This is a genomic window from Gramella sp. Hel_I_59 (genome assembly GCF_006714895.1).
Lineage (GTDB): Bacteria > Bacteroidota > Bacteroidia > Flavobacteriales > Flavobacteriaceae > Christiangramia.
In genome coordinates this window covers 621,530-637,227 of sequence record NZ_VFME01000001.1, presented here as the reverse complement: position 1 = coordinate 637,227, position 15,698 = coordinate 621,530, and the positions used below count along the sequence as shown (strand labels likewise).

The window sequence follows — 15,698 nt, the reverse complement described above, 5'->3', positions numbered from 1 at the left end:
ACAATCTGCAAATGGCCGAATTAAGCGAGGATGAATTCCAAAATATACTTTCCGTAGAGAATAAGTGCACACGCCTGAATCTCAACGAAAACATCTATGGAACTTTCGCTGAAATTGGAGCGGGACAGGAAACTGTTCGTCATTTTTTTAGAGCAAGAAACCCTAAAGGTACAATTGCAAAAACGCTTAGTGCCTACGATAAGGATTTTAGTGACGCGATTTACGGACTCGATCCTCAGAACCGGTATGTCACCGAGGCGAGATTAAAAGGCATGATCGATTATGAAGCAACTTTGATCGAAAAGCGGCTTTCCAGAAAAAAATATCCAGATAAACTATTTTTTAGTTACGCTAATACGGTAGCCACTATAGACTGGGCAAAGAAATACAAAGGTCACGGGTGGCTGGGAATAAAATTTCAGCGAGAACCAAAGCAGGAATATAGCGAGATCATACTTCATGTTCAGTTTCATGAAAACAATGCTTCCCAACAGCAAATTAGTCTGGGAATCATGGGTGTAAACCTAATTTATGCTGCATTCTACCAGAGTAATGATCCTAAGGTGCTTATCAAAAAACTATACGATCACTTAAGCACAGATAAGATCGAAATCGATTCTATCAACTTTCGCGGTCCGGTTTTTAAAGATGTTGATAACCGACTCATGAGCCTGGAGCTTGTCAAAGATGGTATTACAGATGCAGTAATGTTCTCCAAGGACGGAAACAATATTCTACCTGCAAATGCACTTTATAAAAAGAACATTCTTACACTTAGAGGTAGTTTTCGTCCAGTAACCAATCTGAATCTAAATATGTACATGACCTCGCGGAAACTGTTTCTCGAACAGGAAGAGGTCGATCCTGAAAATACGGTCACCATCTTCGAAATGACCCTGAACAATCTTAAAGCTGAAGGTGAAATAAACGAAAAGGATTTTCTGGATCGTGCAGATCTCCTTTGTGCTTCGGGACAGACAGTAATGATTTCCAATTTTCAGGAATATTATAAGGTAGTGGAATATTTTGCGCAGCATACCAAGAAAGAACTAGGTCTCGCCATGGGTGCAGATAATCTCGTGGACATTTTCAATGAAAAATATTATAGACACCTAAGCGGGGGAATCCTGGAAGCCTTCGGTAAACTTTTCTTTAAGAGTTTAAAGGTGTACCTATACCCAATGCTTGATGAAAAAACGGGGGAGATTATCGATAGCTCAAATCTAAAAGTGCATCCAAGAATGCGTGAGCTCTATAACTTCTTTATAGATAACAATAAGGTGATCGATATTACTGAGTATGATAGAGAATCTTTAGAAATCCATCCTAGAAAAGTGTACGAAATGATACGCGAGGGCAATCCAGAATGGGAAGAAATGGTTCCAGGCCTTACCGCTAAAATGATCAAGGAGAAGAATTTGTTCAGTAAGGAACGAGCATCAGAAAATGAAGCTTAGGTAGAGAATTCAGATTTCATTCCGCGGTCATACATTACGATACTTCCGGCTACAGAAACATTCAAACTTAAAGTAGAACTAAACTTTATCAGATGATGTGATTTTTCGATCGCCTGATTGGAGAGACCATGGTCCTCAGCCCCAAGCAAATAGACACAGCGCCTGGGATGTTTAAAGGTTTCCAGAGGAACTGCACTTTCAGCCAGCTCCACGCCTACAAGCATTGCACCTTTCGGAAGGTGTTTATAGAATTCCTCGAAACTTTCATAATGAAAATAAGGCATTGCACCTACAGCCTTATGGGTATCACAGGCTTGTTTCGCGTACCGGTTGCCTATGGTGAAAATAAAACTCGCTCCCATATTTTGAGCTGAACGCCATAAAACACCGAGATTTTCAGGCGTCTTACCATTTTGAATTCCGATTCCAAAAAATCCCTGTTCGAGGTTGTTTGTTGTCATTTTACAAAGGTACTATTAGCGCTCCAAATTTCAGAATAGAAGTAAAACTTCAGTAGTGCCATGAATAGTAGAACTACTAATAATGAAAAATTTATTATTTTTAAGTACTGACAATCAACTAATTGCAATCTTATGGAAATTTCTAAAAAAAGCCCATCGATCTTATTCAAATTTATAATTACTAGCTTCTTAGCTTTGAATATCTTACTTATTTCCTGTCAGGATAAGCGAGATTACGCTGAAGTTCCAGTTGAAGAACTTAGCCTTCAGGACAGTATTTCGCATGGAGAATACCTCGTGAATACCATAGGTTGCCATGATTGCCATTCGCCAAAACGAATGACAGAAAGAGGTCCACAGGTTATACCAGAGTTAGCACTTTCAGGTTACCAGGCAGGAGATAGTCTTCCTACGTTTTCTTCAGAAGCGATAAAAAATGGATGGATACAAATGAGCGGCGATCTTACCGTGGCCATAGGTCCATGGGGAATTAGTTATGCTTCAAATCTTACCTCGAGTGACACGGGACTGGGTAACTGGAGCATGCGAAGGTTCAAAACTGCCATAAGAGAAGGGAAACTCAAAGGAGATTCCGGTGGCAGGATGATCTTGCCACCTATGCCGTGGCAAAATTACAGCGAGCTGACCGATAAAGATCTTGAGTCTATTTTTCGTTATTTAAAGTCCACTAAGCCTGTTGATAATGCCGTACTCGCTCCGGTGGCGCCTAATAAACTCGATAGTCTCCAGAATGCCTAATTTTATGCATTTATATTATTCGGGAATCTGCAATAAATTAACCGTTTAAAACTTAATCCTCAGCAAATTATAAACGAATACAGGATTTCACTATAAACTCCTCAATTAAAGCTCAAAAACTGAAACAACTTTGAGATTGCCGGTATTTTTAAATATCAGTTTGTTATTTTTATTTCCTGATCGGTAATTTCAGGAATCAAATCTGGGTCTAATTCAACAGAGAATTTTTAAAAATAAAATTTAACCGTAAATACAATTAAAAACGACGCATGAAACAGGAAGTACAGGTTTACTCATTATTTACAGAATTTGACATTTCACTTTTTAGATCGGGTAAACACTACAGACTGTACGAAAAGTTCGGTGCTCATTTAATAACACATGAAGGACAGGATGGGGTTTACTTTTCTGTCTGGGCTCCTTCGGCAAAGTCGGTTTCTGTAATTGGAGATTTTAATTACTGGAATATTGATGACCATTCTCTAAATGTACGCTGGGATGAAAGTGGCATCTGGGAAGGTTTTATTCCGGGTGTAAAAAAAGGTGATAAGTATAAATTCAGAATAGTATCTAATAACGATGGAGAAATTCTTGAAAAGGCTGATCCTTACGCTTTAAGATGTGAACACCCACCAAATACAGCCTCTATTGTCTGGGATCTGGATTATAAATGGAAGGATAAGAAGTTCATGTCCCGTCGTGAAGAGGTGAATGCACTGGATAAGCCTTATTCTGTTTATGAAGTTCATCTTGGCTCGTGGAGAAAGAATACCCTCGAAAACCGTTCTCTTACTTACCTTGAAATGGCAGATGAGTTGGTTGGTTATGTAAAGGAAATGGAATTCACGCATGTAGAATTCATGCCAATTATGGAATTCCCTTACGACCCGAGCTGGGGCTATCAATTAACTGGATATTTTGCTCCAACCTCCAGGTTTGGCGATCCCCAGGAATTCATGCAATTGCTGGATGCTTTTCACAAAGCGGGAATTGGAGTTATTCTGGATTGGGTGCCTTCACATTTTCCTGAAGATAAACATGGTCTAGGTAAATTTGATGGGTCGCATCTATACGAACATCCAGATCCCCGAAAAGGCTATCACCAGGACTGGAAAAGTCTTATTTTTAATTATGGCAGAAATGAAGTGCGCTCCTTTCTAATTAGCAACGCAGTTTTCTGGCTGGATAAATATCATATTGACGGACTTCGTGTTGATGCCGTAGCTTCCATGTTATACCTGGATTATTCAAGAGAAGATGGTGAATGGGAACCTAATGCTGAAGGCGGAAGAGAAAACCTTGATGCCATTAGCTTTATTAAAGATCTTAATACTGAAGTTTATAGCAGCTTCCAGGGAGTACAAACAATTGCTGAAGAATCCACCTCATTTCCTAAAGTTTCCAGGCCGGTAAGCCATGGAGGTTTAGGTTTTGGAATGAAATGGATGATGGGCTGGATGCACGATACCCTGGAATATTTTAAAAAGGATCCAATTCATCGCAGGTATCATCAAAATGATATTACCTTCAGTATGACCTATACATTTACTGAAAACTTCGTATTACCCTTAAGTCACGATGAAGTTGTCTACGGGAAAAAATCATTACTTGGCAGAATGCCGGGTGACGACTGGCAGCGTTTCGCAAATTTGAGATTGATGTATAGTTATATGTATACACATCCCGGAGCGAAACTTTTATTTATGGGAGCTGAGCTGGGACAGTATGCAGAATGGAACTACAATACCAGCCTGGACTGGCATTTGCTGGAACAGGATACTCATAATGGTATCAAGAAAGCACTTACCGACCTCAACATACTTTATAAAAAACAACCTGCATTATACGATAACCAATTCAGTGAAGAAGGATTTGAATGGATCTCATTTGATGACAATCAGAATTCGGTGATTAGTTATTTGAGAAAGGGAACTTCAGAAAAAGAAATACTGGCAGTTGTATGTAATTTTACTCCCACCGTCCTGAAAGAATATACCATTGGTCTTCCGAAGAAGGGAAAACTAAAAGAGATTTATAATTCAGATGCTGCGAAATACGGAGGATCTGGAGTAACGAATAATGCTATTAAAATCGAAAAAGAAGCTTTTCACGGGAAAGAATTTTCAGCAAAAATTACTATTCCTCCACTCGCAACAGTGGTATTTAAACTTGCATAATATCAAAAAAATCATACTCTGGCTGCAACTATTGATCGCCGGAATAATTAGAAGCTAAGAAAAATGATTACAAATACAGAACTTGAACATAAGGGGAATCTATACCCTACCAGCCTGATTTCTTATGAACACGATCAGGATACCGTAAATTTTATCACGAAAAATGGCGTAAGGCTACAGTTAACGATCCTTCGGGACAACATGATGCGATTTCGATATACCACGAATGGTATTTTTGAGCACGACTTTTCATATGCAGTAGATCAAAACCATCCTCATGGATTTAATCACCTGGAAATTTCTGAAAACGAAACACACGTAGTTGTAAAGACCGAAAAGTTCATTTGTAAAGTCGCCAAAGACGATCTTCGTGTAGGTATGTATGAACATAGCGGCAAGATCATTCTGGAAGACGAACTCGGTTTCCATTGGGAAGAAAGCTTTGAGTTTGGAGGGAATTTTGTGAAAATGAGCAAATCTTCGAAAGACCAGGAAAGTTATTTCGGACTTGGAGACAAGCCAACCAACTTCAATTTAAAGGGTAAAAGACTGAGCCTCTGGAATACAGATCAATATGCTTACGGAAAAGATACGAACGAACTTTATAAAGCGGTTCCTTTCTACATGGGGCTTCAACAAAATATTTCCTACGGAATCTTTTTCGACAACACATTTAAAACACATTTTGATTTTTGTAGTGAACGTAGAAATGTAACCAGCTTTTGGGCAGATGGTGGGGAGATGAATTATTATTTCATCTACGGTCCGCAAATGACCGATGTCCTCACGACGTATACAGATCTTACCGGTAAACCGGAATTGCCACCAATGTGGGCATTGGGATTTCACCAGTGTAAATGGAGCTATTATCCTGAAAGCAAGGTCAAGGAAATCACTTCAAAATTCAGGGAATTGAATTTTCCATGTGATGCGATTTACCTGGATATTGACTATATGGAAGGTTTCCGTTGCTTTACGTGGAACAAAGAATTTTTTCCAGATCCTAAACGAATGGTTCGTGAACTGGAAGAAGATGGATTTAAAACCGTTGCCATCATAGATCCAGGTATTAAAATAGACCTGAGCTATGACGTTTTTAAAGAAGCTTTAGACAAAGACTATTTCTGCCGCCGTGCAGATGGACCATACATGCGAGGTAAGGTCTGGCCAGGGGAATGTTACTTCCCCGATTTCACTAATCCCGATGTACGGGAATGGTGGAGCGGTTTATACAGGGAACTTATTGGTGAAATTGGAGTAAAAGGAGTCTGGAACGATATGAACGAACCGGCAGTGATGGAGGTTCCAGGAAAAACTTTCCCGCTGGATGTTAGACATGATTATGATGGTCATGCATGTAGCCATAGAAAAGCTCATAATATCTACGGAATGCAGATGGCGAGAGCCACCTATGAAGGAGTTAAAAAATTCAATTTCCCGAAGCGGCCGTTCATTATTACCAGGGCTAATTATTCTGGAGGACAGCGCTATACTTCAACCTGGACTGGTGACAACGTAGCTACCTGGGAACATTTATGGCTTGCAAATGTCCAGATACAACGACTTTGTATGAGCGGAATGAGCTTTGCCGGATCTGATATTGGTGGTTTTGCCGAGCAGCCTTCAGGAGAACTTTATACCAGATGGATACAACTAGGAATATTTCATCCTTTCTGCCGTGTTCATTCCTCGGGAGATCATGGCGAACAGGAACCATGGTTCTTCGGAGAGGACGTACTTGACATTAGCAGGAAGTTCGTAGAATTGCGTTATCAGCTATTGCCATATTTATACACTGCGTTCTATAATTACGTCCAGGAAGGGCAGCCAATTCTAAAACCGCTGGTTTATTTTGATCAGGAAGATGTGCAAACCCACTATAGATCTGATGAATTTATCTTCGGAAACCAGATCCTGGTGTGCCCAATTCAGGAACCAAATGTACAGGGACGAAGAATGTATATTCCAAAAGGCCAGTGGTACAACTTCTGGAACGATAACCTGGTAAATGGTGGTAAGGAAATTTGGGTTGACGCGCCACTGGATATCGTACCTATATTTATCAAGGCCGGAGCAATAATTCCTAAATACCCGATCCAGCAATATGTAGATCAGGTAGAGATTGAACAAATGACGCTTGATGTATATTACAAACTAGGAAAAGAGAATTCAGAATTTTATGAAGATGCGCATGATGGGTATGAATACCGACAAAACATCTATAGCCTTCGCACATTTAAGCTAACAGGTAAGGAAGATGAGGTGATCATCCAGCAGCATAAGAGCGGAAAGTTCTCAGCTTCCTATGACACTTTTAAGCTAAATTTACACGGACTTCCATTTGAAATTAGAAGAGTATTCTACGAAAATGAAGAAGTGCCATTAGAAACACTTCAATACAATGCTGAAGAAAAAAGCATGATCATTAAAAAAGATTTTAGTGAACTACAACTGGTAGGATAAATCACTATTATTAGAAAGTAAAAAGCCTGTTCTTGTGAACAGGCTTTTTTTATGGAATGGATAATGGAAATTACCGCTCTACTATTGACTTATAATCTTTTCCGTAGAATTTCTTCAGACTTTCCTGAAGGCGTTTTGGACTCGAGAATCCAGCCTTGTAGGCAACCTCCATGGTATTAAAGTCTCCATCGTTCAGCAATTCTCTTCCGAATTCTGCATGAACAAACTCTATAAATTCCTGAGGTGAAAGGTTCACCAGACTTTTAAGTTTCATAAACAATGTGTTGCTTGAAATACCTAAGGATGCGCTAAGATCGTGCACTGTGTAATTATCTTTTTCGATATTATCAAGGATAGTCTGTTTTGATTCCTGAATAAATTTTCTATCACGCTCAGACCTGTAAGCCAGTTGACCACTTTGCAAATGACTTTTGATGAAGTCTTCTCGAAATTCCTGCTGACTTTTCAAGGTTGAAGCGATCTTGTTCATCAATAATGACATATTCAGAGGTTGACTGATAAGTTCTGAGATTTCAGCTACCTGTTCTGCGTCGAATTGCTGACCTTCACTAGTAATCATAAAAATATTGATATGATTTAGACCCGGATTACGTCTAAGCATTTTAGATAGCTGAATAGTGTTCATATCTGATAGCATACTCGCTGCAATAATGATATCTGGGAAGATCATATTTGCTTTCTCAATGCCCTCTTCAGCCGTTGCCGCCTGATAAACCTGGCAATGTTGACCAATTGAATTCGCCAGCAGTTCCCTAGAGGAAGTTTCAGAATCAATAATCAATATCTTACTGCCACTAATATTCTCAATTTCCTTCGGAAGGGATTCAGCAATTGCTTTCTGAGTGTTTTTTGACTGAAGGATACCGGCAGCTCGTTGTGGCACTCTGCGATAATCTTCCTGCCTGTTCTTTAATACCGCTGTGTATGTTGAACCTTCATTACTTTGCGTTTCAAAATTGAAGCTTCCACCTGCTTTATTAATGAGTTCCATAGCTTTAAGGATATAACGAAGTCCGCTCTTATCTCTGAATTTCATTCGTTGATCCAGACCACGCTTCTTTTCCAGCAACTTAATATCCTGCGCAGGAATTCCTTTTCCGGTATCTGTAATCTGAACTTTTAGATCTCCAGCACCAGTACGAATAAGATTTAGAATGATCTTTCCATTTTTAACCGAATATCCGGCACTTCCCGATATCAAACTAAAAAAGATCTTATCCAGCATCTCGAGATTGTAATAAAAAGGTTCTTCTCCCCAATGGTTATTAATGATCAAATCGAGATCTTTTAATTTGTAGACAGGTTCGATCTCACTTACCACCTCTGGAAGATGTGCATCTAATTTTATACTGGAAATTTCATAGACAGATTCTTCATAATTAAAATTCAGGATCTGGTTGAACAGATCATCAAACCTTGCAGCATATCGCTGTAGATCCTCATGGCTATCCGTATCTTTGGAAGCTGATATTTTACTTAAGGATTGTACCGCGCTTTCTACAGGTTTCTGAAACTCCTGTTGCAGTTTTGCTCTAAGTTCTTCCTTGGCCTGTCTATCGGCATTTCTGGAACGAAGCACAAATACATATGCAAATATGATCACAGCCGCTATAATTCCAATGCCCATAAATAGATACACCACTCCAATTCCTCCTGAAACTGCTGCGACTTCTACGGGAATCTGCTTAACTTCAGACCAACTGGAATTTGGTAGTTTTGACCTTACTTCGAACATATAATTTCCCGGAGGCAGACTGGCATAACTCGCTGAATTCACTTTTGAAGGTTTGGACCATTCATCTTCGATTCCCTGCATTCTCCAGCTATAAAGCAATTCATCTGGAGTCCAGAATGATAATCCCTGAAATGCTACCTGGAAACCAGTATTTTCTTTTACTTCGATGATCGAACCACTTAATAATGAGATCCTTCTTTGCTTTTCATTACGAACTGAAGCTTGCATAAGAGTTCTGAATTCCACTTCTGGTTTCAGTTCCTGCTGCGCCAGCATACTTTTCGGCTTAAAAATATTGACCCCATTTGCGGTACCCAGAACAAGGGAACCGTTGGTCATTTTAGTAAAACCTGTAGTTAGTTCAGAAGTTGTAAGTCCGTTTAATTCGCTAAATACTCTTAAGTTCTTCTCGCCTGGGTCATAACTAGCAAGGCCTTCATCTGTAGAGATCCAGTAATTTTCATCCTCCACGATCACTCCTTCCACATTATTAGACGGTAATCCAAATTCTTCATCAAAGATTTCTAAAGCCTCCGTTTCGAAATTGTACGCGATCAAACCTGTGCCTTCTGTTGCAAATAGACCTATACCTTCCTGCGTGATATACAATTGGTTAATCGCATAATAATGCATGGTTTCGCTGGCAGTAAGATTATCAAGATCGCTAATACGACCACTTACGGGATCTATGGAATGAACACGATTCCTGGTTGCTACGATCAGTTTTCTGGGTCCGAGTTCTGCAATTGCCTGAACTTCTTTTAATGGAAAGGTTTTGATCTCATTGGAAGTACTGATCCTGGTCAAATAACCTGTTTCGCCACCTATCCATGTATTTTCAGAAGAGTCAATAAATAATGTATTTGCCTCCAGAACCTCTGTTTTGTAAAGTGCTGTGGGTGCATAATGAGCTCTAAGAAGTGTATTGATATTAATCTTATACACTCCATCTTCGCTGGTCGCAACCCAAACATACTTTCCGTTAGCAGCAATGGAAGTTATCTTATCGGGATTTTGTCTGGCTTTTTTGTAGTTTAAATTTTTGATATGACTATAGCGATCGGTCTCAGGATTCCAGATGCTCAGGCCTTCACTGGTTCCAAACCAAACGTGTCCGCGAGAATCTGTCGCCATGGCACTTAACCTATTACCTGCCAGACTCGAATATTTCGCAGGATCATGATGTAGCTGCCATATTGATTCTGAAGATAGATTTTTCAAATAGAGTCCGTCGTTTCCAACTAGCCAGAGTAAATTTTTATCATTTAACTGAGCTGCAAATAATTGCTTCGGAAAGCTTTCCTCTTTTTTAATAAACTTTAGTTCCTCATCGAATTTATACACCCCATTATCACGGGTAAGAGCAATGACCTTTTCGTTGGTTTTGAGTAAATCTGTAATATGACCTCTGGTAAGATCGAAAGGCAACCTGTAGATCTTCTGAAATCTATCTAGTTGCGCATCAAATTCGAACATACCCTTTCTGTTGGTAGCCAGTAACAATTTATTGCCGAATGGTAAAAGTGCTGTAAACTCCAGATTTTCGTAATATGAAGTTTTAAGTCGTCTGAATTTCCCGGATCTTCTATTAATAGCGATCACAGCATTTGGCCCGGCAAAAATAATTTCATCGTTAAAGATAGTGGAAGTTGTTGCCTGCGTATTTTCAGAAAGAAATCTTGAAAGTCCGAAATCTTTGGCTTCTGAATCGACGTTCAGCTTGAAAATACCGTTTTCTGCAGCCAGCCATAACTGACCCACCGGGTCTTCCAGCATCTCATAGACCTTCCCGGGCATGGAACTAACAAATCTAAAATCCTGTTTTCCGCTCTCGAGAACAGCAATACCTTTGTCTCCGGTAAGCCATACCTGCCCCCTGGAATCTGTCAAAGTAGCATTATATTGTTTCCCAATCTCAGCGGGAATACCCCGAAATTTGTTGTAATCCTCTACTTCCGCAGAGTTATATCGAATAACTTTTAGTGGTGTTGTGATCCAAAGATGATCCCCGTTAGCCTGCTGAATATGGACATTTTCAGCATTAGTAAAGCTATTGATCATCCTGACTTCCTGCAGAGATTTATGAACCTGTGCCGTACCCTTCACAATCATTCCCATAAAAACTACAAGGAATAACCGGAACACTATATTAGATTGTCTCAAATCAACAGAAATTATAAGTTAAGCAGGAATAATTTAGGTAAAATTCGACTTATTAAAGTTCTGTAAACAAAGACTTTAGAACCTAGTTATTAAGACGATATGAACAAAATGAAGTAAGAAAAATCCTATGAGAGCTATTAGCCGGAAACAATCTGAATTCCGGAAGAGGTTCCAATGCGATCTGCACCGGCAATTATATATTCTACAGCTGTCTCCTTATCGCGAATTCCTCCTGAAGCTTTGATTTTCATATGGTCACCAATGCTTTGCTTCATAAGTTTAATATGTTCTAAAGTTGCACCGGCCGTTCCAAAACCTGTAGAAGTTTTTACAAAGTCTGCTCCGGCTTTTTCTGAAATCTTACAGGCTGTAGCAATTTCAGAACTACTTAGGTAACAGGTTTCCAGAATGACTTTGAGAATCTTTTCTCCAATTACCGACTTTATTGATCTTATTTCCTCTTCTACTTCTTCAGTCAAACCAGCTTTAAGAAAACCAATATTCAGAACCATGTCGATCTCATCTGCACCTTGTTCGACCGCAATTCTGGCCTCTTGCACTTTTGCTTCCGAAGTTGATGAACCCAATGGGAAGCCTATAGTAACGGCTAGCTTTACATCAGATTGTCTAACTTGCTTTGCAGCTAAATTTGCATAGCATCCGGAAACACAAACCGCATAGAACTCATAATTTATCGCTTCCTGACAAAGTTTTATAACTGCCTGAGGACTGGCATCAGGTTTTAATAGCGTATGATCGATATACTGATTTAGCTTCATATTAGGGAAGTTTAATTTTATCTATTTCAACCACACCATTTGCCTTTAAACGCATAGAGATCCAAAGGTCATTTTCATCTGCCTTAAACTGAGCAACTTCAAGATCTTCAAGGAAGCCAATAAGATTGATGCCCTCCTTTGCTTCTATTTTATTCTCCAGTTTATTGTTCAAAGAATTCATTTGCTCTTCCAGTTGAGGCATGAAATTAAAATTCATTTTTTCCTTCAACTTAGCGTACAACCATTTGTTCACGACAGTTTCCAATGCCTGATTTACAAGCCAGTTGTTATTCTGCCCATCGATCTCATAATTTGCAAGTTCAATTTTTTGTAGTTCACGATCTAGATGCAAACTTGCGTAGAACAAAAATTTAACCTGCTTATTCTTAAATAAACTAGTAAGCGTTTGCACCGTAACGGGCAGACATAGATCGTACTCTGGATTTTCACTTTTCTCCATAGTAATGTCCAGGATCTGGGCGTAGTTAGACTTTTCGCCTTCCTCATTCTCTTTGCTGATGATCTCACCAACCAGTTTCTGCTTTAGAAAATCATTTAGCGCAGGATAACCAATCTTTATAGGAATGGTAATATCAAAGTCGGCTTCAGAAATTTTTCGCTTTGTGTCAGTCATCATTTTGAAAGATTTGAGAGATTCGAAGATATAGAAAACTTAGGTTTCAGAATGGATACAGGATGAGTTTAGCAAAATCTTATCATCATAGAAATGCTGGAAAAATAAATAAAGTGTAAAGTGTTATTTACTTTTTGTAAAATAAACCATTCTAATTAGATTCTTTTTGTATATTTGTGTCAAATAAACTTTACAACATGGAAACTACATCAACAAACGAAAACTGTACTACCGGGCGCACAAAGCTTCTGGCATTATGGACCACACTTTGGGTTACATCCCTGGCAGTGGTGGTATTTGGAAATCTATATCTATGGTCTGGCAATAATACGATCACGACCATTTTACTAATCATCAATCTACTAATTGGAGTTGGAATGATCATCGCCTACATAAAGCACTTGAAAATCCTGGACGAGTTACAAAGAAAGATACACCTTGAAGCTATGGGCCTTGCACTGGGGATAGCGCTCATCCTGGGAATTAGTTACTCGACAATGGATGTTACAAACCTTATTAATTTCGATGCTGAAATATCGCATCTGGTAATTGTGATTGGGTTAAGCTATTTCGCAGGAGTAGTAATTGGACAATTCAGGTATCGATGAAAAACAGAATCAAAATTTTAAGAGCCGAGCATGATTTGACCCAGGCTAAACTCGCGAAAAGGTTGAATGTATCCAGGCAAACCATCAATGCTATAGAGAAAGGAAAGTTCGACCCAAGTTTACCTTTAGCCTTCAAACTCTCCCACCTATTTGAAAAAACAATTGAAGAAATTTTCGAAGCTGAAAATTAAGCATAAAAAAAGGGGCCGATTCCCTACAAGTCGAGCCCCTAACATTTAACTAAATTCAAAAGCTAAAGTATCTAGATTACCGAGCATGGCTTAACTCAATAGCTTTTATTATTAGCTCAATTCAATACCAAATATTTGTAGTACACTAAATATTAATGGGTTATAAATATTATTCGAGACTAGTGAAACTACATTAACAGGATATATTTTAACATCGTATTTAGGTTCTGCTTTAAGATATTCCCAAATAACGTGAGCTTAACAGCACTTGTTATATGATTCAATTAGTTTTGACTCACCAAAAAAATAAGTCATGAAAAATTTAAATGTTTACTTAAAGAAGACCGGATTACTAATGTTATTCGTTGGAATAGTAAGTTGTGGATCCACAAAGACCGGAGATATGACCGATCTTAAAGCTGATGCTACGGAAGCTAAAGCAGCGATGACCGCAGCAGAACCTAATTTGGCTGAGTTATTTGCAAGTTCCGCTGGATACGCAATTTTCCCGAATGTTGGAAAAGGAGCCTATATCATAGGTGGTGCTTCAGGAAACGGAATTGTTTACGAAAACGGAACAATGGTAGGATATGCTAACTTGAAGCAAGTTGATGTAGGACTGCAGGTTGGTGGAAAAGCTTACCGAGAAGTAATTTTCTTCGAAAATGAAGAAGACCTTAACAAGTTTCAAGAAGGAGATTATGAATTATCTGGAAATGCCACTGCGGTAATTCTAGAAAAAGGAAAATCTAAAACTATCAAGTTTACTGATGGTACAGCTGTAGCAACTATGCCTAAAGCTGGTGCGATGGTCGGAGTATCTGTTGCAGGACAGAGATTTGGATACACTGCAATGTAATATCAGGTATTATAAAATAGTCAAAAACCGACCCTTGGGTCGGTTTTTTTGTTTTTAGAGTTTACATGATGGACTCGATTACAATCTGTATACATAATATGAGGAGCCTGACTAAATATGCCAGCCCAAAGAACTATCTAAGTTCTGCTAGATTGAGATTATAGACATTGCATCTAGAAATAAAATTTAATGCATGTAGCTCGAAATACTTTTGTAATCACTTTATTTCAACTTTATCATTTTTCTTCTGAAAATACTTTTAATAACTGCAGTTTCTTCTTTATGCTTTAGATCACTGCGAGTAGCGAAGTAGAGAATATTACTGACTTCTTTTTTACCAGACCACACCAGTTGAATCTTAGCATCCCTGAGTGAATCATCTACTAAAAAATCAGGCACTATTGCAAACCCTTTATTATTCTCTATAGATCTTATAATAGAACCAATATTTGGCAAAATGTAATTCGGTTTAAAATCAACCCTCTTTTTAAAGTTTTCATACCAGAAACGTCTAAAGTGGTCCATCTCATTATATGCGCTATACCAGGTTTGCTTTTTTAATGTCTTCTCAAGCTCACCAAAACTTTCATTGTCGATTAAAGATTTTATCTCTTTTAATTCCGAATCTTTTCCAGCCACCATTACGATATTCTCTTTCGTAAATGCTTCATATGTAGCAAGAGAGTTTTTAGTATCAAACTTAGGCGTTATGACTAAATCCAGAATGCCATTATTTAGATCCTTAATTAGTTCTTCATGATCTCCAAATTTTGCCAGCAGATTAAAATCCAAACTTGAAATTTCAGGTTCGAGTATCGTTTGAAAGGTTTCAGTACACATGCCAATATTAATGGAAGGTATTTCTTCCTGGGAAGTTTTCTTAAAATGCTGTTCAGCTTTTTCCAGTTTCTTAACCGCATCCAGCACAAAATTGTAAAGTTGTTTACCTTCTTCTGTCGGGATCATTCTACGCGATGTCCTTTCAAAGAGTTTACGACCTATATAGGATTCCAGCGCATTTAAATGAACGCTTACCCCTGGCTGACTTGTAAATAAGGCCTCGGCAGCCTTTGTTAAGGTGCTTCTCTCATAGATCGCTACAAAGGTGCGATACCATTCCATACTAACCATCTATTACTATTTTAATACAAAGGTATAAATCATGCTATTTTTATAATAGTATGACGACTCTTAAATTTGTCCCGAACTAATAATGTAAGAAGTTATGAAGAATATTTTTGTAATCAACGGTGGTCATACGTTCGCGCATTCTCCCGGCCGTTTTAATAAAACACTATTACAGAATACGACAAATTATTTCACCAATAAACCAGGCTTTAATGTTAGAACAACTGAAGTTGGAAAATAATACGATTTAGAAGAAGAAGTTG

13 protein-coding genes are annotated in these 15,698 nt (G+C 38.6%); 8 read left to right on the top strand and 5 right to left on the bottom strand.

Going from position 1 to position 15,698, the window contains the following annotated elements; all coding sequences use genetic code 11:
• Positions 1-11 precede the first annotated feature (11 nt).
• Positions 12-1,457, top strand: a complete 1,446-nt coding sequence (locus JM79_RS02900) for a TonB-dependent receptor (protein WP_141876725.1) — start codon at positions 12-14, stop codon at positions 1,455-1,457.
• On the opposite strand, the gene JM79_RS02895 is transcribed toward JM79_RS02900, so the two are convergent.
• A complete protein-coding gene (locus tag JM79_RS02895; RefSeq protein WP_141876724.1) occupies positions 1,454-1,918 on the bottom strand; it encodes an RNA methyltransferase in 465 nt (154 codons plus the stop codon). The genes JM79_RS02900 and JM79_RS02895 overlap by 4 nt on opposite strands.
• A gap of 195 nt (positions 1,919-2,113) precedes the next feature.
• Between JM79_RS02895 and JM79_RS02890 the strand changes: the two genes are divergently transcribed.
• The 3 genes from JM79_RS02890 (at position 2,114) to JM79_RS02880 (ending at position 7,317) form a co-directional block, all read left to right on the top strand.
• Complete coding sequence (locus JM79_RS02890) at positions 2,114-2,677, top strand: diheme cytochrome c-553 (RefSeq protein WP_141876723.1); 564 nt, start codon at positions 2,114-2,116, stop codon at positions 2,675-2,677.
• Between the two features lie 269 nt (positions 2,678-2,946).
• Complete coding sequence (gene glgB, locus JM79_RS02885) at positions 2,947-4,854, top strand: 1,4-alpha-glucan branching protein GlgB (protein WP_141876722.1); 1,908 nt, start codon at positions 2,947-2,949, stop codon at positions 4,852-4,854.
• Positions 4,855-4,917: 63 nt separating this feature from the next.
• Positions 4,918-7,317, top strand: a complete 2,400-nt coding sequence (locus JM79_RS02880) for a glycoside hydrolase family 31 protein (protein ID WP_141876721.1) — start codon at positions 4,918-4,920, stop codon at positions 7,315-7,317.
• 70 nt (positions 7,318-7,387) lie between these two features.
• Here JM79_RS02880 and JM79_RS02875 read toward each other — a convergent pair whose 3' ends face one another.
• The 3 genes from JM79_RS02875 to JM79_RS02865 all read right to left on the bottom strand — a co-directional run bounded on the left by JM79_RS02875 (position 7,388) and on the right by JM79_RS02865 (position 12,652).
• Positions 7,388-11,218 carry a triple tyrosine motif-containing protein gene (locus JM79_RS02875; RefSeq protein ID WP_185739453.1) on the bottom strand — a complete coding sequence of 1,277 codons (3,831 nt, stop codon included), beginning with the start codon at positions 11,216-11,218 and terminating at the stop codon, positions 7,388-7,390.
• A gap of 155 nt (positions 11,219-11,373) precedes the next feature.
• On the bottom strand, positions 11,374-12,015 hold the full coding sequence (gene deoC, locus JM79_RS02870) for a deoxyribose-phosphate aldolase (RefSeq protein WP_141876719.1): 642 nt from the start codon (positions 12,013-12,015) through the stop codon (positions 11,374-11,376).
• 1 nt (position 12,016) lies between these two features.
• A complete protein-coding gene (locus tag JM79_RS02865) occupies positions 12,017-12,652 on the bottom strand; it encodes a DUF4403 family protein (protein WP_260443360.1) in 636 nt (211 codons plus the stop codon).
• Between the two features lie 194 nt (positions 12,653-12,846).
• Here JM79_RS02865 and JM79_RS02860 point away from each other — a divergent pair, with 194 nt between their 5' ends.
• The 3 genes from JM79_RS02860 to JM79_RS02850 all read left to right on the top strand — a co-directional run bounded on the left by JM79_RS02860 (position 12,847) and on the right by JM79_RS02850 (position 14,307).
• The gene (locus JM79_RS02860) at positions 12,847-13,257 is read left to right on the top strand and encodes a hypothetical protein (RefSeq protein ID WP_141876718.1); all 411 of its coding nucleotides are present in this window, start codon (positions 12,847-12,849) and stop codon (positions 13,255-13,257) included.
• Complete coding sequence (locus JM79_RS02855) at positions 13,254-13,448, top strand: helix-turn-helix transcriptional regulator (RefSeq protein ID WP_141876717.1); 195 nt, start codon at positions 13,254-13,256, stop codon at positions 13,446-13,448. Before JM79_RS02860 ends, JM79_RS02855 begins: the two co-directional genes overlap by 4 nt.
• Positions 13,449-13,761: 313 nt before the next feature.
• Positions 13,762-14,307, top strand: coding sequence for a lipid-binding SYLF domain-containing protein (locus JM79_RS02850; RefSeq protein ID WP_260443359.1), 546 nt, complete (start codon positions 13,762-13,764; stop codon positions 14,305-14,307).
• A 222-nt stretch (positions 14,308-14,529) separates the two neighbouring features.
• On the opposite strand, the gene JM79_RS02845 is transcribed toward JM79_RS02850, so the two are convergent.
• A complete protein-coding gene (locus JM79_RS02845; RefSeq protein WP_141876716.1) occupies positions 14,530-15,438 on the bottom strand; it encodes a LysR family transcriptional regulator in 909 nt (302 codons plus the stop codon).
• A gap of 94 nt (positions 15,439-15,532) precedes the next feature.
• On the opposite strand from JM79_RS02845, the gene JM79_RS16305 reads away from it, so the two are divergent.
• Entirely contained in the window at positions 15,533-15,676 is a 144-nt protein-coding gene (locus JM79_RS16305) for a hypothetical protein (protein WP_347707198.1), read from the top strand.
• Positions 15,677-15,698 lie beyond the last annotated feature (22 nt).

Coding starts and splice junctions, on each gene's coding strand:
- JM79_RS02845 (WP_141876716.1), bottom strand. CDS start 15,438: ATGGTTAGTATGGAATGGTATCGCACCTTTGTAGCGATCTATGAGAGA.
- JM79_RS02900 (WP_141876725.1), top strand. CDS start 12: ATGGCCGAATTAAGCGAGGATGAATTCCAAAATATACTTTCCGTAGAG.
- JM79_RS16305 (WP_347707198.1), top strand. CDS start 15,533: ATGAAGAATATTTTTGTAATCAACGGTGGTCATACGTTCGCGCATTCT.
- JM79_RS02895 (WP_141876724.1), bottom strand. CDS start 1,918: ATGACAACAAACAACCTCGAACAGGGATTTTTTGGAATCGGAATTCAA.
- JM79_RS02880 (WP_141876721.1), top strand. CDS start 4,918: ATGATTACAAATACAGAACTTGAACATAAGGGGAATCTATACCCTACC.
- deoC (WP_141876719.1), bottom strand. CDS start 12,015: ATGAAGCTAAATCAGTATATCGATCATACGCTATTAAAACCTGATGCC.
- JM79_RS02850 (WP_260443359.1), top strand. CDS start 13,762: ATGAAAAATTTAAATGTTTACTTAAAGAAGACCGGATTACTAATGTTA.
- JM79_RS02855 (WP_141876717.1), top strand. CDS start 13,254: ATGAAAAACAGAATCAAAATTTTAAGAGCCGAGCATGATTTGACCCAG.
- JM79_RS02865 (WP_260443360.1), bottom strand. CDS start 12,652: ATGATGACTGACACAAAGCGAAAAATTTCTGAAGCCGACTTTGATATT.
- glgB (WP_141876722.1), top strand. CDS start 2,947: ATGAAACAGGAAGTACAGGTTTACTCATTATTTACAGAATTTGACATT.
- JM79_RS02860 (WP_141876718.1), top strand. CDS start 12,847: ATGGAAACTACATCAACAAACGAAAACTGTACTACCGGGCGCACAAAG.